Source organism: Streptomyces sp. NPDC002867, from assembly GCF_053591895.1.
Genome location: NZ_JBSFUR010000043.1, coordinates 1 through 20797, shown reverse-complemented (window position 1 = coordinate 20797; position 20797 = coordinate 1). Strand labels below are relative to the sequence as shown.

The following is a 20797-nucleotide window of genomic DNA, read 5'->3' as shown; positions in this document are numbered from 1 at the left end:
GTCCGGGGTCAGCGGTCTCCGCCCGGGACCCACAGGACGTCGCCGACCTCCTTGTTCGCCGTCCTCGCGAGAATGAACAGGAGGTCGGACAGGCGGTTCAGGTACGTCGCCGTCAGCGCGTTCATCGTCTCGCCGTGCACCTCCAGCGCCGCCCACGTCGAACGCTCCGCCCGCCGCACGACCGTGCACGCCTGGTGCAGCAGCGCCGCCCCCGGCGTGCCGCCGGGCAGGATGAAGCTGCGCAGCTTCTCCAGCTCCTCCAGGAAGCGGTCGCAGTCCGCCTCCAGCTTGTCGATGTACGACTGCTCGACCCGCAGCGGCGGGTACTTCGGGTTCTCGACCACCGGGGTCGACAGGTCCGCGCCCACGTCGAACAGGTCGTTCTGCACGCGGACGAGGACCTTCACGACGTCCTCGCCGAGCTGCCCGAGGGCGATGGCCGTGCCGATGACGGCATTGGCCTCGTTGGCGTCGGCGTACGCGGCGATGCGCAGATCGGTCTTGGCGGTGCGGCTCATGTCGCCCAGAGCGGTGGTGCCCTGGTCGCCGGTACGGGTGTAGATACGCGTCAGATTGACCATACGACCAGCGTAGTTACGCGCGAGCCCCGCGGGACACACGTGTGCCCGCCGTCACGGCGCAGGGGGACGAACGGGCACCCGTCCGGGTGGACACGCCGTCCGGCGGTGTGATGTCCGCCATGTGGGACGTGACGCGCATCTCTTCATGGTCACAGGGCACCTCACGGGCGCTAACCTCCGCCAGAGAGCGAACATGTAAACAGCTGTTAAGGGGTGCCGCAGTGGCCAGGAAGCTCGCCGTCATCGGGGCCGGACTCATGGGGTCCGGGATCGCGCAGGTCTCGGCCCAGGCCGGCTGGGACGTCGTACTCCGCGATGTCACCGACGAGGCTCTGACCCGCGGCCGGGACGGCATCAAGGCGTCGTACGAGAAGTTCGTCTCCAAGGGCAAGCTCGAAGCCGCCGACGCCGAGGCCGCGTTGGCCCGCGTCACCACCACGACCGACCTGGACGCCGTCGCCGACGCGGACATCGTCGTCGAGGCCGTCTTCGAGAAGCTCGAGGTCAAGCACGAGATCTTCCGTGCGCTCGACAAGCTTGTACGGGACGACGCCGTCCTCGCCTCCAACACCTCCGCCATCCCGATCACCAAGATCGCGGCCGTGACGGAGCGTCCGGAGCGCGTCGTCGGCACCCACTTCTTCTCGCCGGTTCCCATGATGCAGCTGTGCGAGCTGGTCCGCGGCTACAAGACCAGCGACGAAACGCTCGCCACCGCCCGGGAGTTCGCCGAGTCGGTCGGCAAGACCTGCATCGTCGTCAACCGCGACGTCGCCGGGTTCGTCACCACCCGCCTCATCTCGGCGCTCGTGGTCGAGGCCGCGAAGCTGTACGAGTCGGGCGTCGCCAGCGCCGAGGACATCGACATCGCCTGCAAGCTCGGCTTCGGTCACGCCATGGGGCCGCTGGCCACCGCCGACCTGACGGGCGTCGACATCCTGCTGCACGCCACCAGCAACATCTACACCGAGTCGCAGGACGAGAAGTTCGCGCCGCCGGAGCTGATGCGCCGGATGGTGGATGCCGGTGACATCGGGCGCAAGAGCGGGCAGGGCTTCTACAAGCACTGACCATAATCGACCGATTCGGTATCGCCCGCGGGGGTGAATTCGGTATCGGTTCGCTTACAAACAGCAACCCCTCCAGGTGCCGGGCAGTCAGTTGTTCTAGACGAAGAAGTATCGGTTACGGGGTAGCGAAGAGTTCTCGGGGAGCGCATATGCACATCAGGGGCGACCACGCCGAGCTGGTCGTCGGGGGCCGCCTCGACGTCCGCAGCGCGGCGGACGCCCGTACGGTCCTGCACTCGGCCGTCGACGACGGAGTCGGCGACCTGGTGCTCGACCTGACCCATCTCGACTCCTGGGACGCCACCGGGCTCGGGGTCATCATGGGCGCGCACAGGCGGGCCGGCCGGTGCGGCCGCCGCCTGGTGCTGCGCGGTGTCCCGCCGCAGATGCAGAGGCTCCTCGTCGCGACCCGGCTGCACCGCATCCTCGCGATCGAAGGCGGCCTCGCGGCCGAATCTCTGCCCCGGGTCTGACGCGGGTCCGATCGGGCACGACGGTACGAGCCGCGCGGGACGGCACGAGACTCACGTGACGGCACGAGCCCTACGGGACGGCATGAGTCGCGCAAATCTCCCGAGACCGTGACGTCCCAGGCGGCGCGGGACCCCGCCGGTTCCGCCACGCCGACAGAGCGTCTAGGGTTCAGGCGCCCACCCTTGTGAAGGACCCATCAGGTGGGCACCGGACCGAAGCGACGGCGAGCGTGCAGAAAGGCCGGGAGGGCATCCGCACGCGGCTCGGGCCCCGGGATCGGCAGATCCCGGGGGCCGAGGCCAGGCGAACCGTATCTGGGGGCTTTCACCATGGACAACGACAGCTTCGGCGAGGGCGGCTTCGGCGACGGCGGCAGCTTCGGCAACGGCGCGGCACGGCCGCCGCGCGACGCCGTCACTCCGGCCGCGAAGGCCGCACCGGCGCACGCGCGCACCGTCAAGGTCGTCTCGGGCGACTTCCTGCTCACCGTCAACCCCGTCGACGGCAGCGAGATCGAGCCCTGCCCGCCGGGGGAGCAGCCCGGGCGGCCGGCCCGGCGCACCGCCGCCGAGCGCGTGGAGAGGCAGCGCGCCGCGCTGCCTCCCGTGCCGCCGGGGCCCGCGTCCCCGCGGCTGCCGCTGCTGGAACGGGGCGAGGAGCGGGAGCGGCTCGTCCGCCTGCTCGGGCAGGGCCGATCCGTACGGCTCACCGGCCCCGCGGGCTCCGGACGCAGCACCCTCCTCGACGCGGTGGCAGAGGACTGCGCGGACCTCGCGCCCGACGGTGTCATACGCCTCAACGGCCACCACCGCACCCCCGGGGAGCTCCTCCAGGAGCTCTTCACCATCGTCTTCTCCGCGCCCGGCCACCGGCCCGACCGGAACGCGCTCGCGGGATTCGTCCGCGACATCGGGGCCGTCGTCGTCCTCGACGACCTGGAGTTCGGCGGCGCCGCGCTCGACGAGCTGCTCGACGCCGCTCCCGAGTGCGCCTTCCTGCTCGCCACGACGCCCGACGTGCCCGCGCCCTCCGCGGACTCGCCTCTCGAAGAGGTCTTCCTCGGCGGCCTCGGCCGCGCGACGGCGCTGGAGCTGCTCTCGCACATCGTGGAGCGGCCGCTCACCGAGGACGAGTCGAACTGGGCGGGCGACCTGTGGTTCGAGTCCGAGGGCCTGCCGCTGCGCTTCGTGCAGGCCGGTGGGCTGCTGCGGCAGGGCGACGAGCTGCGCGGGGATCCGGAGGCCCTGGACGAGTTCGCGGCGTTCGACGCCGCGCAGGGCCGGGACGTACCTCTGCCGACGCTGGGGGAGGGGGCGGCGCCCGCGCCGCTGCTCGCCTCGCGGCTCAGCGAGTCCGCGCGGCAGACCCTGCGGATCGCCGTCGCCCTCGGCGGCGAGGTACCGCACCAGGCACACCTGCCGGCGCTCGTCGGCGACACCCACGCGGACGCGGCGCTCGGCGAACTCATGGGCTGCGGGCTCCTCTCCCCGGTCGGCACGCGCTACCGGCTGGCGGCCGGAGTGCTCGCGCAACTGCGGGAGAAGGGCTACGACAAGGACTCCGTCGCTCACGCGCACACCGCCGCCCAGCATTACGCCTGGTGGTCGGGCCACCCGTCGGTCACGGCCGAGCGGGCGATCGCCGAGTCGGACGCCGTGCTCGCCGCGCTGGGCGCGCTGGTCTCGGGCGGCCGGGACGCCGGGCACGCAGGCGCGGCCGTGCGGCTGGCCCGCAGCGCCGCGCCCGTGTTCGCCGCGGGGCTGCACTGGACCGCCTGGGAGAAGGCCCTTCGGGCCGGCTCGGAGGCCGCCAGGATCGCGGGCGAGGTCGCCGAAGACGCCTACTTCCACCACGAGTTGGGCGTCCTCGCGCTCTGCACCGGCAACCTCGAGCGCGCCAGGGCCGAGCTGGAGGCCTCCATCGGGATACGCGGCGCGCTCGCGGACAAGCGCGGCACGGTGGCGGGGCGGCGGGCGCTGGCGCTCGTCGAGGACCGCGCGTCGGGGCTGACGCCCAAGCCCGAGGCGCCGACGATACGTACGGAGACCCCGGCGCAGCCCGTGTTCCCGCTGGCCGGGCTCACGGCCACGACGTCGCAGCTGCCTCGTACGGGACCGGAGGACGAGCCCGCGACGCCGGCGACCGCCACCGCGCCGCCGTCCCGGCGCGGTCTCGCCCTCCTCGGCGCCCGGCGCAACGTGGTCGCGGCGGGAGCGGGTGCGCTGCTCGCGGTCGTCCTCGGCACGGTGGTGACGCTCGGGGCGGCCTCCGACAAGGAGGAGGCGCCGGCGGACAACGTCAAGAACGGGCAGCAGACGGACGAGGATTTCTCGGAGGACTGGGACACGCCCCAGGACCCGGCCGACGACGCGTCGAAGAAGCCGGACGACAAGGGCGCGACGAAGAGCCCGACGTCGTCGGCGGTGCCGGGCATGTCCACGGCCCCCGACGCGCCGGCGGCGCCGGGCGAGATCCCGTCGTCGACCCCGTCGCAGCCGGGCAGGCCGTCGGAGACGGCGCAGTCGCCGCGTCCGACACCGACGCGCTCCACGCCGAACCCGCCGTCGACGCCGCCGAAGCCGTCCCCGACGGAGACTGCGCCCACGGGTACGCCGTCGCCGTCCGACACCGAGACGTCGTCGTCCCCCAGCGGCGAAACATCGGCAAGCGGCCCGTCGGCCCCGCAGAGCTCGTCCGCGCCGGTGATGTAGGGGACCGACGTCTCCGACGCCGTGCCGCGTCCCCGGCGGGGGACGCGGCCTCTGCGCGACGCAGCTTTCGGCCGCGGGCCGCGCCGGGGCTCCCTGGCCGGCACGGCCGGCGAGCCCGCCTGCGCTGTTGGCCCCGCGCCTTGCGTGCGTGGCCGTTGACGCCGTCGCCCGCCGCGCGCGACCGGTACAGCGGGCGCACCCTCACGCCCCGTCGGCAGGGCCTTCTCCGCAGCGGGCGTCGGCATGCGCCCGGCCCGCGCCTCCCGGCTTCCCGGCACACAGGCGCAGCCCACCCCGCTCTGCGGGCGGCGTCGGCCATGGCGCAGCCGCCCGCGCTGTTGGCCCTCCGCCTTGTGGGCGCGGCCTTGCTCGGCTTTCGCGGAGCGGCCGTTGTCGCCGTCGGCCGCAGGCCGAGCTGACTGCGAGCGACCGGTACGGCGGGTGCACACACTCGCGCCCGCCGGCGTACCCCGCAGCCGCCCCGTCGGCAGGACCGTCTCCCCTGCCAGGCGCAGCCCTACGCGGGCCTGGGCTGAGGTGCCCGCGGCGGCCCGAGCGGGCGCAACCTCGCACTCGCCCCGCGAGCGCAGACCGCGCAGGCCCGACGGGCGTACGGCACGCGCGTGCCCGCGGGCGCAGCCCGCACCGCCTCACCCGCGCAGCGGCCTCCGCCCCCGGGGGCCACGGGGCGCAGACTCGTCAGAACAGGCGGAGTTTGTCGTCCTCGATGCCCCGCAGCGCGTCGTAGTCCAGCACCACGCAGCCGATTCCCCTGTCCGTCGCCAGCACCCTGGCCTGGGGCTTGATCTCCTGCGCTGCGAACACGCCCTTCACCGGGGCCAGGTGCGGGTCGCGGTTCAGGAGTTCGAGGTAGCGGGTCAGCTGTTCCACGCCGTCGATCTCGCCGCGGCGCTTGATCTCCACTGCCACCGTCCCGCCGTCCGCGTCACGGCACAGGATGTCCACCGGACCGATGGCCGTGGGGTATTCGCGTCGGATCAGGCTGTATCCCTCGCCGAGTGTCTCGATCCGGTCGGCCAGAAGCTCCTGCAGGTGCGCTTCCACGCCGTCCTTGATGAGGCCCGGGTCCACCCCGAGCTCGTGCGACGAGTCGTGGAGGATTTCTTCCATCGTGATGATCAGTTTCTCGCCCGCTTTGTTCACCACGGTCCACACACTGTCGTCGCCCTCCTTCAAGGTGCAGGGAGGCGACATCCAGTTCAGCGGTTTGTACGCCCTGTCGTCGGCGTGGATGGACACACTGCCGTCCGCCTTGACCAGGATCAATCGGGGAGCGGAGGGCAGATGGGCGGTAAGCCTGCCCGCGTAGTCCACGGAGCAGCGGGCGATGACGAGACGCATGGTCGGCAACGCTACTCGACCGACACCGCCCCGCGCGATTCGCCCCGGAAGCACCCTTCTTATTTGGCCGGTTGTGCTCCCAATCTCCTGGTGCGCTCAAGACACCGCACTTACCGTGGAAGCGGGAGGTCGCCGCTCGTGCACTCTGCGTCGTCTTACGCCGTTCGTATGCCGTCGTTTCGTCCGCTACCTCCTTCCCTGCCCGTAAGGCCCCGTTCGCCCGGGGCCGCGAGAGGAGAACCCATGTCGCTCGACGTCTCACCGGCGCTGTTGGAACAGGCCGAGCGAGGCGAGGTCGACGAAGCAGCCTTCGTCGACTGCGTCCGGACCTCCCTGCCCTACGCATGGGAGATGATCAGTTCTCTGGTGGCTCAGCTGAAGGTGGACGGCGGCGACTTCGCCGACAACCAGACGCCTCCGCCGGACGAGCAGGCACGTGGTCAGCTGCTGCGCGCACTCGCGAGTGACGCCATTCGCGGTGCGCTCCAGCGGCACTTCGGTGTGCGTCTGGCATTCCAGAACTGCCACCGCGTCGCGGTGTTCCCGCTGGACTCCTCGGTGGACGAGCGGCTCGCCCGCTTCACTTCCGTACGGGCCCAGCTGCTCAACCAGTCGCCCGAACTGCGCGACTGCTGAGAACTTCCGCTGCCGCTCCGCCTCGCGGGAGAACCGCTCCCGATGGCCGGGGCGGCGGCACTGTGCGCGTTCCCGTGCGCGCGTAAGACCCCGGCCGGGTTCGACGGGACCGGCCGGGGCCGTACGGCGGGGGCGCTCAGGCGAGCTGCGGCAGCACTTCCGCGCCCAGGCGCCGTACGTTCTCCTCGGTCGCCGCCAGATCGCCCGAGCCCTCGGCCAGCAGCGCGAAGCGCGTGATGCCGGTCCGCTCCGCCGTCGCGGCGAGCCGGTCGGCCGCCAGCCGGGGCGGACCCACCGGATGCAGCGCGCACAGCAGTTCCGTGTAGGCCAGGGGGTCGCGCATCGTGCGGGGCCGGCCGTCGACCGTGACATGCGCCTCCAGGCCCCGCTTGAGCCAGCCGGGCATCGCCTTCACCAAGGTCTCGGTCGCGTCGGCGGCCCGGTCGGCGATCTGGACGACGCCCGCCGACACGTGCCCGGCCGCCACGATCTCGTCGGGGGACCGGCCGCAGGCCCGCGCATGCGTACGCCACAGGGCGACCATCTCCGCCTTCTCCTCGTCCCCGCAGTGCATCCCGAGCAGCATGGGCAGCCCGCGCTCCGCGGCGAGCTTCACGCTTTTCGGGGACGTACAGGCGACGACGACCTCGGGGCCGCCGGGCGGACCGCCGATCAGCTCGTCCGGCCGCGGGACGACCGCGACCTCGCGGAAGGCGTACCGCTCGCCGTCCGCGCCGACGCGCGGTTCGCGCAGCCAACGCATCAGCAGGTCGAGCGATTCGGGGAACCCGCTCTCGTAGGCGGCCGGTCCGGCGCCGAACACCTCCAGGTCGACCCACGGCCCCCCGCGCCCCACGCCGAGCGTGAACCGCCCACCCGAGGTCAGGTGCAGCAGCGCCGCCTGCTCGCCGAGTGCCACGGGATGGGCGGTCGGCAGCACGCTCACGGCCGTGCCGACCCGGATCCGGCGCGTGCGGCCGAGGAGCAGCGCCGAAAGCGTCACAGCCGACGGGCACACCCCGTACGGTACGAAATGGTGCTCCGCCAACCAGACGGAATCCAGCCCGGATTCCTCCGTGACCTCGGCGGTCCGCACCGCGCGGTGCAGCGCCTCCCCCTGCCCCTGGCCCGGGAACTGAGCGGCCAGTACGAAAGTCCCAACGCGCATCGCCTGTAGCCTCCTTGCGGCCGACGCGTCACTCCCCCTACCGGCAACAACGTCTGACACGTGCCAAAGGCACGGCCGGACGGGAAGTTGTTGCGATTGTCCGGTAACCGGCGCTCGCCGGCGGCCACGGTCGCGCGGCCGGAAGGACGAGTGCCCCGCTTCTCGGCCCGTACGCTGGAAAGGAACTGTTCCGACTCTCTGTGAGGTGTCCACGTGTCCCCGCGCCGCAACCGCCCCCGAGGCGGCGAGAAGCCGACCGAGCGAGCAGCGGGGAGCGGCGAGCGGTACGGCGGGTTCGGGAGCAGCGAGACCTGGCAGGGCGAGGACTGGTCGGTGCGCCATGTCGCGGGCGCAAGTGCCGCCGGCAAGACGTACCGCTGCCCGGGCTGCGACCAGGAGATCCCCTCCGGCCTCGCGCACGTGGTGGCCTGGCCCCAGCACGGCGGCCTTGACGAACGGCGCCACTGGCACAAGGCGTGCTGGAACGCGAAGGACCGCCGCACCACGAGGGTGCAGCGGTCCCGGAACGCGCCTCGCTACTGACGTCTCAGACGTCGCGGCCGTTGAGCACGGCGAACGCGCCGCCCATCGCCGCCGCGGTGATGCCGAGCATGATCCACACCGGCTCCCAGCCGACCGGGCCCGCGGAGCCGCCGGCCGCGGCCTCGCCGTAGATGCCGATGAGCTGGCTCGGGATGGCGTAGTCGAGCAGGAACTCCTGCACGTCGGCGAGCGATTCCGAGAACATGAACATGGCCGCGACGAGCGGCAGCAGCATCACGCCGATCATGATCGTGATCGCGCCGGCGGAGTGCCGGATCATGGTGCCGACGGCCAGCGACAGCAGACCGATCGAGGCGACGAAGAACGCCACGCCGACCGTCGCGCGCAGCCACTCGTCGCCGGTGGGCTCGGTGGCCTCGACCATGCCCGTCTGGACGACGGCGACGAGCGCCGCGAAGACCGCCGTGATGGTGAAGACGAGGCCGAAGAAGACGATCGCCTTGGCGGCCAGCACACGCGAACGGCTGGGGCAGGCGGTCAGGGTCGTACGGATCATGCCCGTGCCGTACTCGGAGGCGATCGTCAGCACGCCCAGCGTGATCACGCAGATCGTGCCGAGCAGAACGCCGAAGAAGCCGAAGCCGAGCGCCGACTCACCCTGGAGATCGACGTCGCTGGCGGCCACGATCGCCGCGGTGCCGAGGCCGATGCCCACCATGAGCACGATCATCACGCCGAGCGTCCACATCGTGGAGCGCACCGAGCGGATCTTGGTCCACTCCGAGGCGAGGGCGTCCCCGAGGTGGGCGCTGCGGACCGGGATCGGGGAGGCGTACGTCGGGGACGCGGCGCCCGGGTGCTGGTAGGGGGTGGTCATCGGGTGTCCTCGGGCTTGGTCAGGTCGGCGGGGGCGGCGGCAGGGGGAGCGGCGGGCGGCGCGGGCTGCGCGGGCGCGGGCTGGGCGGGGGCGCCCGGCGCCACGGCCGCGTACGGGTTCTGGCCTGCTCCGGGCGGCGGCGGGGCGTACCAGCCCTGCTGCGGCACCTCGGGGATCTGCGGCTGCTGCGGCGGCATGTAGCCCATCGGCGGCTGCTGCATCAGCCCCGCCTTCTGGTCGTCGGTGGAGCGGTAGTCGACGGCGCCCTGCGTCATCCGCATGTACGCCTCCTCCAGGGACGCCTGGTGCGGCGACAGCTCCCACAGCCGGACGTCGGCCTCGTGGGCCACGTCGCTGATCCTCGGCAGGGCGAGCCCGGTGACGCGCAGCGCGCCGTCCGGCTCGGACATGACCTGCCCGCCCGCCTCGGTGAGCGCCGCCGACAGCTTCTCGCGCTGCTGCGGGTCGGTCTGCGGCGTGCGCACACGCGCGAAATCGGCCGAGTTGTGCGAGATGAAGTCCTTGACGCTCATGTCCGCGAGCAGCTGCCCCCGGCCGATGACGATCAAGTGGTCGGCGGTGAGCGCCATTTCGCTCATCAGGTGGGAGGAGACGAAGACGGTACGGCCCTCGGCGGCCAGCTGCTTCATCAGGTTGCGCACCCACAGGATGCCCTCGGGGTCGAGACCGTTGACCGGCTCGTCGAAGAGCAGCACCTGCGGGTCGCCGAGCAGCGCGGCCGCGATGCCGAGCCGCTGCCCCATACCGAGGGAGAAGCCCTTGGAACGGCGCTTGGCGACGTCCTGGAGACCGACGACGCCCAGCACCTCGTCGACCCGGCGGGCCGGGATGCCGGACAGCTGCGCCAGCGACAGCAGGTGGCTGCGCGCACTGCGCCCGCCGTGCACGGCCTTGGCGTCCAGCAGCGCACCGACCTGCCGCGGCGCGTTCGGCAGCTGCCGGTACGGCCGGCCGCTGATGGTGACCTGTCCCTCCGTCGGCTTGTCGAGCCCGAGGATCATGCGCATGGTCGTGGACTTGCCGGCTCCGTTGGGTCCGAGGAACCCGGTGACGGCCCCGGGCCGCACCTGGAAGGAAAGGTTGTACACGGCCGTCTTGGCGCCGTAGCGCTTCGTCAGGCCGACTGCCTCGATCATTCTCCAGCCCCATCGACTTTCGGGTCGTCGGGGCACAGGCCATGCATGCCGTACGCCCCCCGTAAGAGTTAGGAGGATATCCGGGCCTTGACGGTTCCCATCAAGCCCGCGCGCCGTACGTCCCGGATTCCGCGGCGGCCGCCTCCCGTTTCCGGGCGCCGCGCGTCCAGGACGCCTACGCGTCGCGCTTCTTGAGCACCAGGACGCCGCCGATCAGCGCCGCCGCCACCCACAGCAGCATGATGCCCAGGCCGCCCCACGGCCCGTAGGGGGAGTCGCCGCTGTTCATCGCGCCCGGGACGACCTGCATGATCTTGGAGCCGGCCTGGTCGGGGAAGTAGCGGGCCACGTCCTTCGCGCCCGGGACCGCGGAGAGGATCTGGGACACCAGGAAGAAGAACGGCATCAGGATGCCGAGCGACAGCATCGAGCTCCGCAGCATCGCCGCGACGCCCATCGAGAAGATCGCCATCAGGCCCATGTAGAGCCCGCCGCCGACCACCGCGCGCAGCACGTTCTCCTCGCCGATCGTGGTGCGGTACTCGCCCAGCAGCGCCTGGCCGAGGAAGAAGGTCAGAAAGCTCGTCGCCATCCCGACCGCCAGGGCCAGCAGCCCGGCCACCGTGATCTTGCCGAGCAGGAAGGTGGCGCGCTGCGGAACGGCCGCGAGCGACGTGCGGATCATGCCGGAGCTGTACTCCGTGCCGACCACGAGGACGCCGAAGACGACCATCGCCAGCTGGCCCAGCACCATTCCCGAGAAGCTGATCAGCGTCGGGTCGAAGGTGAGGCGCTCGGCCTCCGGCAGGTCGTCGAAGGTGGAGTTCATCAGGGCGCAGAGCGCGGCGCTCATGGCGACCGTGACCGCGAGCGCGCAGATCAGGGTCCAGCGCGTCGAGGAGACCGTACGGATCTTGGTCCACTCCGACTGGAGGACGGCGGGTACGGATGCCATCGGTCAGGCTCCCTTGCTGCGCGGGGCCCACTGCGGGGCGGCGGTACCGGTGGCGGCAGGTGCGGAGGGCGGTGCGGCGGGGCCGGTCGCATGCGCGTGGTACTCCACCGCGCCGGCCGTCATCTGCATGAACGCCTCCTCCAGCGAGGCGCGTTGGGCGCTGAGCTCGTGCAGCACGATCCGGTGCTCCGCCGCCAGCTCGCCCAGCTGCTCGGTGGACGCCCCGTCGATCTCCAGCGTGCCGTTGCCCGATTCGACGGCGATCAGACCGGCGGCGTGCAGGACGTCGAGCAGCCTCTCCCGCTGCGGAGTGCGCAGCCGGACATAACTGCGGGAGTTCTCGTGAATGAAATCGGCCATCGATGTGTCGGCGAGCAGTCTGCCCTGGCCGATCACGATCAAGTGGTCGGCGGTGAGCGCCATTTCACTCATCAGATGGGACGAGACGAAGATCGTCCGGCCTTCGGCGGCAAGGGCCTTCATCAGATTGCGTATCCAGTGAATTCCCTCGGGGTCCAGACCGTTGACGGGCTCGTCGAACATGAGAATCTCCGGATCGCCGAGCAGCGCCGAAGCGATTCCGAGCCGTTGGCCCATGCCGAGCGAGAAGCCCTTGACCTTCTTGCGCGCCACCGCCGTCAGTCCGACCACGTCCAGGACCTCGGCCACGCGGCTCGCCGGGATCCGGTTCGCCTGGGCCAGACAGAGCAGGTTGTTGTAGGCGCTGCGGCCGCCGTGCATCGCCTTGGCGTCCAGCAGGGCGCCGATGTACTTGAGCGGCTCGTCCAGGTCCCGGTAGTGCTTGCCGTCGATCCTGACCGTGCCGTTCGTGGGGTTGTCCAGGTCGAGCATCATGCGCATCGTCGTCGATTTGCCCGCGCCGTTGGGACCGAGGAAACCGGTCACCATGCCCGGGCGGACCGTGAAGGACAGACGGTCGACGGCGACCTTCGTACCGAAGTGCTTGGTGAGGCCCTCGAGCTCGATCATGCGTTTCACGCTACGGGGGCGTCATGGCGTCCGCCACCGGGTTCGCCCAACGGACGAGGGCCGTTCCGCATAGGGCCGGTGACGCGCGAGTGCCCGGTGCCGAAGCGGCACCGGGCACTCGTCGGATCAGGCTTGCGAAGGGCGTCAGCGGGACTGCTGCGCCGGAACCCCGCGGGAGATCGGCTCGTCGTCCGCCGGCGTACCCGCCGCGGCGACGGCCGCACCGGTCAGCGTCGCCAGCATCTCGCGGACGTTGGTGAGCTGGGCGTTGATCGAGTCGCGGCGGTTCGTCAGCGCCGCCAGCTCGCGCTCCGATTCGCTGCGGATGCGGTCGGCCTTGGCGTTCGCGTCGGCCACGATGTCCTCCGCCTGACGCTGAGCGGTCTCCACCGTCTGGCGGGCCCGGCGCTCCGCGTCCGTGCGCAGCTTCTCGGCCTCCAGGCGCAGCTGCTCGGCGCGGTGCTCGATCTCGGCGAGGCGCTTCTCGGCCTTGGCCTGACGCGAGGCCAGGTCGCGCTCCGACTGCTCACGGCGCTTGGCCAGGTTGGTCTCGAAGTCCGCGGCGGCCTGGGCGGCCTTGGCGCGGGTCTCCTCGAAGAGGGCGTCCGCCTCCTCGCGCTTGGACTGCGCGTCCTTCTGCGCGTCGGCCCGCAGCGAGTTGGCCTCGCCCTGCGCCTTCTCGACGATCCGAACGCCCTCGTCCTCGGCCTTCGCCTTGCGCTCCGCAGCGAACGCCTCGGCGTCGTTGCGCACCTGCTGGGCGGCGGACTCGGCGAGCTCACGGTGCTGCTCGGCCGCGCGACGGGCCTCCTCTCGCAGGTCCTTCGCCTCCTCCTCGGCGAGGCGGAGGATCTTCTCGACACGCGCGCCGAGACCCGCGTACGACGGCTCGGCGTCGTTGACCTGGGCCTGGGCGTTCTGCGTCTCGAGGTGGAGCTCCTCGATGCGCTTTTCCAGAGACGTGATTCGGGCCAGAGCACTATCACGGTCGGCGACGAGCTTGGTAATGCGGTCATCCACCTGACCGCGGTCGTAACCACGCCGCACGAGCTCGAAGCCGAAGGGGGAGGAAGTGTCGCTCATGGGGTTCCTGTCAATGAGACCGGTGAGGTGTTAGAGGGAATCCTAGGGGCCGAAGCGGCGTGTCATCGAGCGGATGCCGGTTTGATCTGGAGAATGTCCAGCCTTTTGAGTGGCTAGTCGTCGGACGACTTGCCACTCGAACGTGTACCCCCTGCTGACGCTCCCGCCTTGACGGCTCCCGCTCCCGAGCCGCCATTGGCCGAAGTCTTACCCCCCGTCGGCGCCTCGAAAGACTCCAACGCCTCGAGTACGTCCTGGACTCGCGAGATCTCGGCCTGAATGTCCTCACGCCTGCGCACCAGCACGTCGAGTTCCCGCCGGCCCTCGGCGATCGTGTGCTCGGCCTCGCGATCGGCCTCGGCCTTCACGCGCTCGGCCTCGCGGATCAGTTCGGCCTTCTTGGTCTCGGCCTCCTTCAGGAGCGCCTCCGCCTTCTTCACGGCGGCGATCCTGACCTTGCCGGCCTCGGAATCGGCATCCGACACCAGCTCCTTGGCCTTGGCCTCCGCCTCGGCCCGCTGCTGCTCGGCGGCCTTGACCAGCTTGTCGACACGCTCGCCGGCCGTCTTCAGCTGCTCCGCCGTCTCCCGGCGGGCCCGCTCGTGCAGCTCCTCGATCTCGCTCTCGACCCGGGCCCGCAGCTCCTCGCCGCGTTCCCTTATCGCCGTCGCGTCCCGGCGCGCGCCGACCAGCAGCTCGTCGGCGTCCGTACGCGCCTTCTCCACCCGGGCGTTGCCCTCGACGGTGGCCTCGGCGACGATCCGCTCGGCCTCCTTGCGGGCGGCGCCGACCATCGTGTCGGCCTGCTCCTCCGCCTCGGTGGCCGCGCGCAGCGCCTCCTCCTGCGCCTTGGCCATCAATTGGTCGACCTGCTGGGCCGCGTCGGCACGGCGCTTCGCCGCCTCCGTGCGCGCCTCGTCCAGCAGCTGGTCCACCTCGGCGCGCGCCTCGTTGCGCAGCTGCTCGGCAGCGGCCTCCGTCTCGGCGCGGTGCCGCTCCGCCTCCGCCCGCATCCGCTCGGCGGCCTGCTGCGCGGAACCCACCGTCTCGGCGGCCTCCGCCCGCATCCGCTCCGCGTCGGCGGCCGACTCGGCCGCGATCCGCTCGGCCTCGCTCGTCGCCTCGGCGATCAGCTGGTCGGCCTGCGCCGCGGCGTCGGCACGCCGCTTGTCCGCGGCCTTCCGCGCCTCGTCGAGCACCTGCTCCCGGTCGGCGCGCACGGCCGCGCGCATCTGCTCGACCTCGGCCTCGCCGTCCACCTTGATCTGCTCGGCCTCGGTGAGCAGCCGTGTCGCGTCCGCCTCCGCGGCGGCCAGCACCCCGGCGGCCTCCGTGCGCAGCCGCTCGCTCTCGCTGGTCGCCTCGCCGACCAGCAGGTCCGCCTGCGCCGCCGCCTCGGAACGGATCCGGTTGGCGTCCTCGCGCGCCTCCGCCCGCGTCCGCGACGCGTCCTGCTCGGCGGATGCCAGCGAGTCCGACGCCTCCGTACGCAACCGCTGCGCGTACTCCGAGGCCTCCGCACGCAGCCGCTCCGCCTCCGCGATCGCCTCGGCGACGGTCCGCTCGGACAGCGCCTGCGCCGCCTCCGTCTCCTCCTGGGCCCGCTGCCGCAGCCTGGCCGCGTCCTCGGAGGCCCGCTCCCGCTCCGCGTACGCGTCGGCGCGGACCCGGTCCGCCTCCTCCTGCGCCTCGCTGCGGGTGCGCTCCGCCGCGTGCTCGGCGGCGCTGCGCAGCCCGGCGATCTCCTGCTCGGCCTGCTCCTGCAGCCCGCTGACGGAGTCCCGTACCTGCTGGGCGGTCTGCTCGGCGGCCGAGACCATCTCGGTGGCCCGCCGGTCGGCCTCCTCCACGAGCCGCTGCGCCTCGGCCTGCGCCTCCTCGACCCGCTTGCGGGCCGACGCCAGCAGCTCCTCGCTCTGTTCGCGGGCGTGTTCGCGCTCCTGGCCCGCCTCGGCGCGCGCGGACTCGAGGGTCTCCTCGGCCGCCCGCCGCCGGCGGGCCGCCTCCTCCTGTGCGGCGGCGAGCGCCTCGGCGGCCTCCGCACCGACCCGCTCGGCGGCCGCCGCGGCCTCCGCCCGTACCCGGTCGGCGGTGTCCTGCGCCTCGGTGCGCAGCCGCTCCGCCTCGGCCGCCGCGTCGCTGGTGAGCCGTACGGCGACCGACTCGGCCTCCGCACGGGCCGCCGACGCGTCGGCCGCGGCCTCGTCGCGCAGCCGCTCCGCCTCCTGCTCGGCCTGCGCCTGGAGCGTACGCAGCCGCTCCGCGGCCTCGGCCCGCAGCCGCTCGGTCTCCTCCGCCGCCTCGCGGCGGATCCGCTCGCCCTCCGCGCGGGCCTCGGTCAGGTTCTCCTCGGCGCTCGCGAGCCGGGCCTCGGCCTCGCTGTGCAGCCGCGTCAGCTCCTCGGCCGCTTCCGCCTGCCGGGCCGCGACGCCGCGCTCGGTCTCCTCGCGCAGCCGGTCCGCGGCGGCCTCGGCCGCCGCGCGCATGCCGTCCGCCTGCTCCTCGGCCTCCGCGCGCAGCCGGTCGGCCTCCGCGCGGGTGCGCTCCAGCGTCTCCTCGGCCTGCTTGCGCAGCGTGGTGGCGCGCTCGATCGCCTCGGTGCGCACCTTCTCGGAGTCGGCCGCCGCCTTCGCCCGCAGCTCGTCCGCGTCCGTACGCGCCTTGGTCAGCAGCTCCTCGGCGGTCTTCGCCGCCTCCTCGATCTGCTGGACGGCCTCGCGCCGCGCCTCGCCGCGGATCCGCTCGCCCTCGGCGACCGCCTCGGCCCGCAGCTGCTCGGCCTCGCCGCGCAGCCGGCGCGCCTCCTCCTGCAGCTCGACCGTCTTGGCGCGGTACTCCTTGGTGTCGTCCTTCGCCGCGCCCTTGAGCTGGTCGGCCTGCTCGGCCGCCTCGCCGCGCAGCCGGTCCGCCTCGGCCTCGGCCTCGCGCCGGATCCGCTCGGCCTCCTCGCTCGCCGCACGGGTGGTCGCCTTGGCGTCCTCGGACGCCTTGGTCAGCACCTCCTCCGCGGTGCGGGCCGCCTTCGCGAGCTGGGCGGCCGAGTCCTCGGCCGCGGCCGTACGGGCCTTCTCGGTGGCGTTCGCGACCAGCTTCTCCGCCTCGGCGCGGGCGTCCGCGAGCGCCTGCTCGGCGTCCGCCTTCAGCGCCTCGGACTCCTTGGTCGCCTCGGCGACGAGACGGGCGATCTCCGCCTTGGCCGTACGCGTGCGCTGCTCGTTGACCGACTCGGCCGACGAGAGCTGCTTGGCCGCGGACTCCTTGGCCTCGGCGACCAGCTTCTCGGCCTCGGCCCGCGCCTCGCGGAGCTTTTCCTCCGCTTCCTGCATCCGCGCCTCGGCGGCACGGCTGAGCTCGGTGGCCTGCTGGCGGGCCTGGTCGGACTCGGCCGTGGTGGACGACCGCAGCCGCTCGGCGTGGGCGGTCGCCTCCTGCGCCTGGTTGGAGGCGGCGGTCAGGAGCCGCTCGGCGTCCTTGCGGGCACGCAGCAGGATCGCCTCGGCCTCGGCGCGGGCCGCCTCGGCCTCGCTGCCGAGCCGGCGGCGGGCCTCCTCGGCGATCCTGGCGGCCTCGGCGCGTGCCGCGGCGAGGGACTGCTCGGCCTCGGCGCGGGACTGGTCCAGCAGACGCTGCGCCTGCGACTCGGTGCGGGCGCGCAGCTGCTCGGCCCAGGCGACGTTCTCGTTGACGTGCGACTCGACGGTCTGGCGGCGCTCGGCCAGCTCCTGGTCGAGACGCTGCCTGCGCTGCACCGCCTCGGCGTGCAGCTCCGCCTGCAGACGCGCCTGGTGCTCGGCGTGCTCCTGCAGGATGCGCTGGGTCTGGGCGCGCGCCTCGCGCAGCTCCCGCTCGGCGTCCGAGCGCAGCTGGTCCGCCTGGATCTGGGCATTACGGAGCAACTGCTCGGCCTGGTAGCCGAGGTCGGCGCTGTCATAGGCGGGGCGGGAGGCGATGGTCCGGCGCGCCTCATGGAGTTTGGCGCGCAACACCTCGACCTGGTAGCCGAGGTCCTCGGCATGCTGGACGGCCTTCTCCCGCTCGGTCTTCAGCCGGTCCATCTCGGCCTCGAACCGCGAGAGGTGGTCGTCGTCAGCTCGGTGGCTCTCCTGGCGTTCGTAGCCCCGCACTGCGCGGTCCCATCCGTCCCCTGGTCGCAACTGTCTCCACACGAGCACCGTTCGCCGGCGAACGGCCCCCCGGGGAATGGTGACAGATCAACGACGGAGACGCGGCACGGCCCCGACCCGGCCCCGGCCCGGAACGGCCCACTCTACCGGGCCGGGAATCGTGTCGGTCAGTGCTCCGTTGCGGAGGTGACGAGTTCGGTGAGAACGCCGTGGCAGTCCTTCGGGTGCAGGAAGGTGATGCGCGACCCCATGGAGCCGATACGCGGTTCGTCGTAGAGGACGCGTACGCCCTTGCCGCGGATGTCCGCGGCATCGCCGTCGACGTCCGCCGTCCCGAAGGCGATGTGGTGCACACCCTCGCCGTTCTTGGCCAGCCACTTGCCCACCGCGGAGTCCTCGCGGGTGGGCTCCAGGAGCTGGAGGTAGGAGGCGCCGCCGTCGGACGTCTCGTTGATCTTGAGCATGGCCTCCCGCACGCCCTGCTCTTCGTTGACCTCGGAGTGGAAGACCTCGAAGCCGTAGGTCGCACGGTAGAACTCGACAGTCTTGTCGAGGTCGAAACAGGCGATTCCGATGTGGTCGATTCGCGTCAGCATTGCTCCAGTGCAGCGCCCCGGCGGCCGGTTACGCAACGTGCGCGCGATCACACCGGCCGACCGGTGACCGGCGACGGTACCGCTCAGTACATTTGAGTAAACCCTCGTTCACTCCTCAGCTGCGGCTGAAAGGGGATCGTGCACATGTCTGGAACGACCGGTACCACTTCCGTGATCGTCGCGGGTGCCCGTACGCCCATGGGCCGTCTGCTCGGCTCGCTCAAGTCCTTCTCCGGCGCCGACCTCGGCGGCTTCGCCATCAAGGCCGCCCTCGACCGTGCGGGCATCGGCGGCGACCAGGTGCAGTACGTGATCATGGGGCAGGTGCTCCAGGCGGGCGCCGGCCAGATCCCCGCCCGTCAGGCCGCGGTCAAGGCCGGAATCCCGATGAACGTCCCGGCCCTGACCGTCAACAAGGTGTGTCTGTCCGGTCTGGACGCCATCGCGCTCGCCGACCAGCTGATCCGTGCCGGCGAGTTCGACGTGATCGTCGCCGGCGGCCAGGAGTCCATGACGAACGCGCCGCACCTGCTGCCCAAGTCCCGCGAGGGCTTCAAGTACGGCGCGATCGAGATGCTCGACGCCATGGCGTACGACGGCCTGACCGACGCCTTCGAGAACATCGCCATGGGCGAGTCGACGGAGAAGCACAACACCCGCCTCGGCATCCCGCGCGACGTGCAGGACGAGATCGCGGCGCTCTCCCACCAGCGGGCCGCCGCGGCGCAGAAGAACGGCCTCTTCGAGGCGGAGATCACGCCCGTCGAGATCCCGCAGCGCAAGGGCGACCCGATCCTGTTCTCCAAGGACGAGGGCATCCGCGCCGAGACCACCGCCGAGTCGCTGGGCAAGCTGCGCCCCGCGTTCGCGAAGGACGGCACGATCACCGCTGGCACCTCCTCGCAGATCTCGGACGGCGCCGCCGCCGTCGTCGTGATGAGCAAGGCCAAGGCCGAGGAGCTGGGCCTGGAGTGGATCGCCGAGATCGGCGCCCACGGCAACGTGGCCGGCCCCGACAACTCCCTGCAGTCGCAGCCGTCCAACGCCATCCGGCACGCCCTGAAGAAGGAGGGCCTGGAGGTCTCCGACCTCGACCTCATCGAGATCAACGAGGCCTTTGCCGCGGTCGCCCACCAGTCAATGAAGGACCTGGGCGTTTCGCCGGAAAAGGTGAACGTGAACGGCGGCGCGATCGCGCTCGGCCACCCCATCGGCATGTCCGGCGCGCGTGTGGTGCTCCACTTGGCGCTCGAGCTCAAGCGCCGCGGCGGCGGCGTCGGTGCGGCCGCGCTGTGCGGCGGCGGCGGTCAGGGCGACGCGCTGATCGTCCGCGTCCCGGCCAAGTAGGACAGTCGGTACCCGACGAGGATCGGAGCAGCACCATGGTGGACGTCCCCGAGCTGGTCGCCCAGGCGAGGGAGGGCCGGCCGCGGGCCGTGGCCCGGCTGATCTCACTCGTGGAGGGGGCGGCGCCGCAACTCCGTGAGGTCATGGCGGCGTTGGCGCCGCTGACCGGCGGGGCGTACGTCGTCGGGCTGACGGGCTCTCCGGGCGTCGGCAAGTCCACCTCCACCTCGGCGCTGGTCTCCGCCTACCGGCGGGCCGGGAAGCGGGTCGGCGTCCTGGCCGTCGACCCGTCGTCGCCGTTCTCGGGCGGGGCGCTGCTGGGCGACCGCGTCCGGATGTCGGACCACGCCTCCGATCCGGGCGTCTACATCCGCTCGATGGCGACCCGCGGCCATCTGGGCGGCCTGGCCTGGGCGGCGCCGCAGGCGATCCGTGTCCTGGACGCGGCCGGCTGCGACGTGGTCCTCGTCGAGACGGTGGGCGTCGGTCAGTCGGAGGTGGAGATCGCCTCCCAGGCCGACACCTCCGTGGTACTGCTCGCGCCCGGCATGGGCGACGGCATCCAGGCGGCGAAGGCGGGAATCCTCGAGATCGGCGACGTGTACGTCGTCAACAAGGCGGACCGGGACGGCGCGGACGCGACGGCCCGGGAGCTGAACCACATGCTGGGCCTCGGCGAGGCCCGCGGCCCCGGCGACTGGCGGCCGCCGATCGTCAAGACGGTCGCGTCGCGGGGCGAGGGCGTGGACGAGGTCGTCGAGGCGCTGGAGAAGCACCGGGCGTGGATGGAGGAGCACGGCGTCCTCGCGGAGCGCCGTGCGCGCCGGGCGGCGACGGAGGTCGAGACGATCGCGGTCACGGCGCTGCGCGAACGCATCGGCGACCTCCACGGCGACCGCCGCCTGGGCGCGCTGGCGGCGCGCATCGTGGCGGGCGAGCTGGACCCGTACCGGGCGGCGGACGAACTGGTGGCGGGCCTGACGCAGTCGTAGCCGGGGCGGGCCTGTCCCCACCCCGCCCCTTCCCGTAACCGGGGGCTCCGCCCCCGGACCCTCCCCCTACGGCCTGGCGGCCGTGGGAGGGACCCCCAGCGCCTCAATCGCGGGCGGGGCTGATTTCGCGCAGCGAAATCCAGCCCGTCCGGCGCTTGAGGACACCGCGC

At 72.3% G+C, this 20797-nt stretch carries 17 protein-coding genes; 7 read left to right on the top strand and 10 right to left on the bottom strand.

Features of this window, described 5'->3' with window-relative positions; translation table 11 throughout:
• Window positions 1-8 precede the first annotated feature (8 nt).
• Entirely contained in the window at window positions 9-581 is a 573-nt protein-coding gene (locus ACWD0A_RS28290; RefSeq protein ID WP_365993395.1) for a cob(I)yrinic acid a,c-diamide adenosyltransferase, read from the bottom strand.
• Between the two features lie 221 nt (window positions 582-802).
• Between ACWD0A_RS28290 and ACWD0A_RS28285 the strand changes: the two genes are divergently transcribed.
• The 3 genes from ACWD0A_RS28285 to ACWD0A_RS28275 all read left to right on the top strand — a co-directional run bounded on the left by ACWD0A_RS28285 (window position 803) and on the right by ACWD0A_RS28275 (window position 4836).
• Entirely contained in the window at window positions 803-1651 is an 849-nt protein-coding gene (locus tag ACWD0A_RS28285) for a 3-hydroxyacyl-CoA dehydrogenase family protein (protein WP_451302609.1), read from the top strand.
• 149 nt (window positions 1652-1800) lie between these two features.
• Window positions 1801-2124: an STAS domain-containing protein gene (locus ACWD0A_RS28280; RefSeq protein ID WP_177147608.1), complete on the top strand. Its 324-nt coding sequence runs from the start codon at window positions 1801-1803 to the stop codon at window positions 2122-2124.
• Between the two features lie 330 nt (window positions 2125-2454).
• A complete protein-coding gene (locus ACWD0A_RS28275; protein ID WP_451302607.1) occupies window positions 2455-4836 on the top strand; it encodes an ATP-binding protein in 2382 nt (793 codons plus the stop codon).
• 699 nt (window positions 4837-5535) lie between these two features.
• Here ACWD0A_RS28275 and nucS read toward each other — a convergent pair.
• Window positions 5536-6198: an endonuclease NucS gene (gene nucS / locus ACWD0A_RS28270; RefSeq protein WP_451302605.1), complete on the bottom strand. Its 663-nt coding sequence runs from the start codon at window positions 6196-6198 to the stop codon at window positions 5536-5538.
• 243 nt (window positions 6199-6441) lie between these two features.
• On the opposite strand from nucS, the gene ACWD0A_RS28265 reads away from it, so the two are divergent.
• Entirely contained in the window at window positions 6442-6834 is a 393-nt protein-coding gene (locus ACWD0A_RS28265; RefSeq protein WP_307713396.1) for an SCO5389 family protein, read from the top strand.
• Window positions 6835-6970: 136 nt separating this feature from the next.
• Here ACWD0A_RS28265 and ACWD0A_RS28260 read toward each other — a convergent pair whose 3' ends face one another.
• Window positions 6971-8002, bottom strand: a complete 1032-nt coding sequence (locus tag ACWD0A_RS28260) for an LLM class flavin-dependent oxidoreductase (protein ID WP_451302602.1) — start codon at window positions 8000-8002, stop codon at window positions 6971-6973.
• A gap of 213 nt (window positions 8003-8215) precedes the next feature.
• Here ACWD0A_RS28260 and ACWD0A_RS28255 point away from each other — a divergent pair, with 213 nt between their 5' ends.
• The gene (locus ACWD0A_RS28255) at window positions 8216-8545 is read left to right on the top strand and encodes an ATP/GTP-binding protein (protein ID WP_451302600.1); all 330 of its coding nucleotides are present in this window, start codon (window positions 8216-8218) and stop codon (window positions 8543-8545) included.
• A 4-nt stretch (window positions 8546-8549) separates the two neighbouring features.
• Here the strand turns inward: ACWD0A_RS28255 and ACWD0A_RS28250 are convergent, their stop codons facing one another.
• The 7 genes from ACWD0A_RS28250 to mce all read right to left on the bottom strand — a co-directional run bounded on the left by ACWD0A_RS28250 (window position 8550) and on the right by mce (window position 18288).
• Window positions 8550-9383, bottom strand: a complete 834-nt coding sequence (locus ACWD0A_RS28250) for an ABC transporter permease (RefSeq protein WP_451302598.1) — start codon at window positions 9381-9383, stop codon at window positions 8550-8552.
• Entirely contained in the window at window positions 9380-10540 is a 1161-nt protein-coding gene (locus ACWD0A_RS28245; RefSeq protein ID WP_451302596.1) for an ABC transporter ATP-binding protein, read from the bottom strand. Before ACWD0A_RS28245 ends, ACWD0A_RS28250 begins: the two co-directional genes overlap by 4 nt.
• A gap of 175 nt (window positions 10541-10715) precedes the next feature.
• Complete coding sequence (locus ACWD0A_RS28240; RefSeq protein WP_451302594.1) at window positions 10716-11495, bottom strand: ABC transporter permease; 780 nt, start codon at window positions 11493-11495, stop codon at window positions 10716-10718.
• Between the two features lie 3 nt (window positions 11496-11498).
• Complete coding sequence (locus ACWD0A_RS28235) at window positions 11499-12485, bottom strand: ABC transporter ATP-binding protein (RefSeq protein WP_451302592.1); 987 nt, start codon at window positions 12483-12485, stop codon at window positions 11499-11501.
• A 144-nt stretch (window positions 12486-12629) separates the two neighbouring features.
• The gene (locus ACWD0A_RS28230) at window positions 12630-13568 is read right to left on the bottom strand and encodes a coiled-coil domain-containing protein (RefSeq protein WP_177147618.1); all 939 of its coding nucleotides are present in this window, start codon (window positions 13566-13568) and stop codon (window positions 12630-12632) included.
• A 113-nt stretch (window positions 13569-13681) separates the two neighbouring features.
• Window positions 13682-17692, bottom strand: coding sequence for a polarized growth protein Scy (gene scy, locus ACWD0A_RS28225; RefSeq protein ID WP_451302590.1), 4011 nt, complete (start codon window positions 17690-17692; stop codon window positions 13682-13684).
• Window positions 17693-17859: 167 nt separating this feature from the next.
• Window positions 17860-18288: a methylmalonyl-CoA epimerase gene (mce, locus tag ACWD0A_RS28220; protein WP_177147620.1), complete on the bottom strand. Its 429-nt coding sequence runs from the start codon at window positions 18286-18288 to the stop codon at window positions 17860-17862.
• Window positions 18289-18432: 144 nt separating this feature from the next.
• Between mce and ACWD0A_RS28215 the strand changes: the two genes are divergently transcribed.
• Both ACWD0A_RS28215 and meaB read left to right on the top strand, forming a co-directional pair.
• Window positions 18433-19635, top strand: coding sequence for an acetyl-CoA C-acetyltransferase (locus ACWD0A_RS28215; protein WP_307713388.1), 1203 nt, complete (start codon window positions 18433-18435; stop codon window positions 19633-19635).
• A gap of 35 nt (window positions 19636-19670) precedes the next feature.
• Window positions 19671-20627 (top strand): methylmalonyl Co-A mutase-associated GTPase MeaB, encoded by a 957-nt coding sequence (gene meaB, locus ACWD0A_RS28210; RefSeq protein WP_307713387.1) that lies wholly within the window; start codon window positions 19671-19673, stop codon window positions 20625-20627.
• The last annotated feature ends 170 nt before the right edge of the window (window positions 20628-20797 follow it).

Excerpts from the sequence above, each read along its gene's own strand:
- ACWD0A_RS28290 (WP_365993395.1), bottom strand. The coding sequence starts at position 581 with ATGGTCAATCTGACGCGTATCTACACCCGTACCGGCGACCAGGGCACC.
- ACWD0A_RS28280 (WP_177147608.1), top strand. The coding sequence starts at position 1,801 with ATGCACATCAGGGGCGACCACGCCGAGCTGGTCGTCGGGGGCCGCCTC.
- ACWD0A_RS28275 (WP_451302607.1), top strand. The coding sequence starts at position 2,455 with ATGGACAACGACAGCTTCGGCGAGGGCGGCTTCGGCGACGGCGGCAGC.
- nucS (WP_451302605.1), bottom strand. The coding sequence starts at position 6,198 with ATGCGTCTCGTCATCGCCCGCTGCTCCGTGGACTACGCGGGCAGGCTT.
- ACWD0A_RS28265 (WP_307713396.1), top strand. The coding sequence starts at position 6,442 with ATGTCGCTCGACGTCTCACCGGCGCTGTTGGAACAGGCCGAGCGAGGC.
- ACWD0A_RS28260 (WP_451302602.1), bottom strand. The coding sequence starts at position 8,002 with ATGCGCGTTGGGACTTTCGTACTGGCCGCTCAGTTCCCGGGCCAGGGG.
- ACWD0A_RS28250 (WP_451302598.1), bottom strand. The coding sequence starts at position 9,383 with ATGACCACCCCCTACCAGCACCCGGGCGCCGCGTCCCCGACGTACGCC.
- ACWD0A_RS28245 (WP_451302596.1), bottom strand. The coding sequence starts at position 10,540 with ATGATCGAGGCAGTCGGCCTGACGAAGCGCTACGGCGCCAAGACGGCC.
- ACWD0A_RS28240 (WP_451302594.1), bottom strand. The coding sequence starts at position 11,495 with ATGGCATCCGTACCCGCCGTCCTCCAGTCGGAGTGGACCAAGATCCGT.
- ACWD0A_RS28235 (WP_451302592.1), bottom strand. The coding sequence starts at position 12,485 with ATGATCGAGCTCGAGGGCCTCACCAAGCACTTCGGTACGAAGGTCGCC.
- ACWD0A_RS28230 (WP_177147618.1), bottom strand. The coding sequence starts at position 13,568 with ATGAGCGACACTTCCTCCCCCTTCGGCTTCGAGCTCGTGCGGCGTGGT.
- mce (WP_177147620.1), bottom strand. The coding sequence starts at position 18,288 with ATGCTGACGCGAATCGACCACATCGGAATCGCCTGTTTCGACCTCGAC.
- ACWD0A_RS28215 (WP_307713388.1), top strand. The coding sequence starts at position 18,433 with ATGTCTGGAACGACCGGTACCACTTCCGTGATCGTCGCGGGTGCCCGT.
- meaB (WP_307713387.1), top strand. The coding sequence starts at position 19,671 with ATGGTGGACGTCCCCGAGCTGGTCGCCCAGGCGAGGGAGGGCCGGCCG.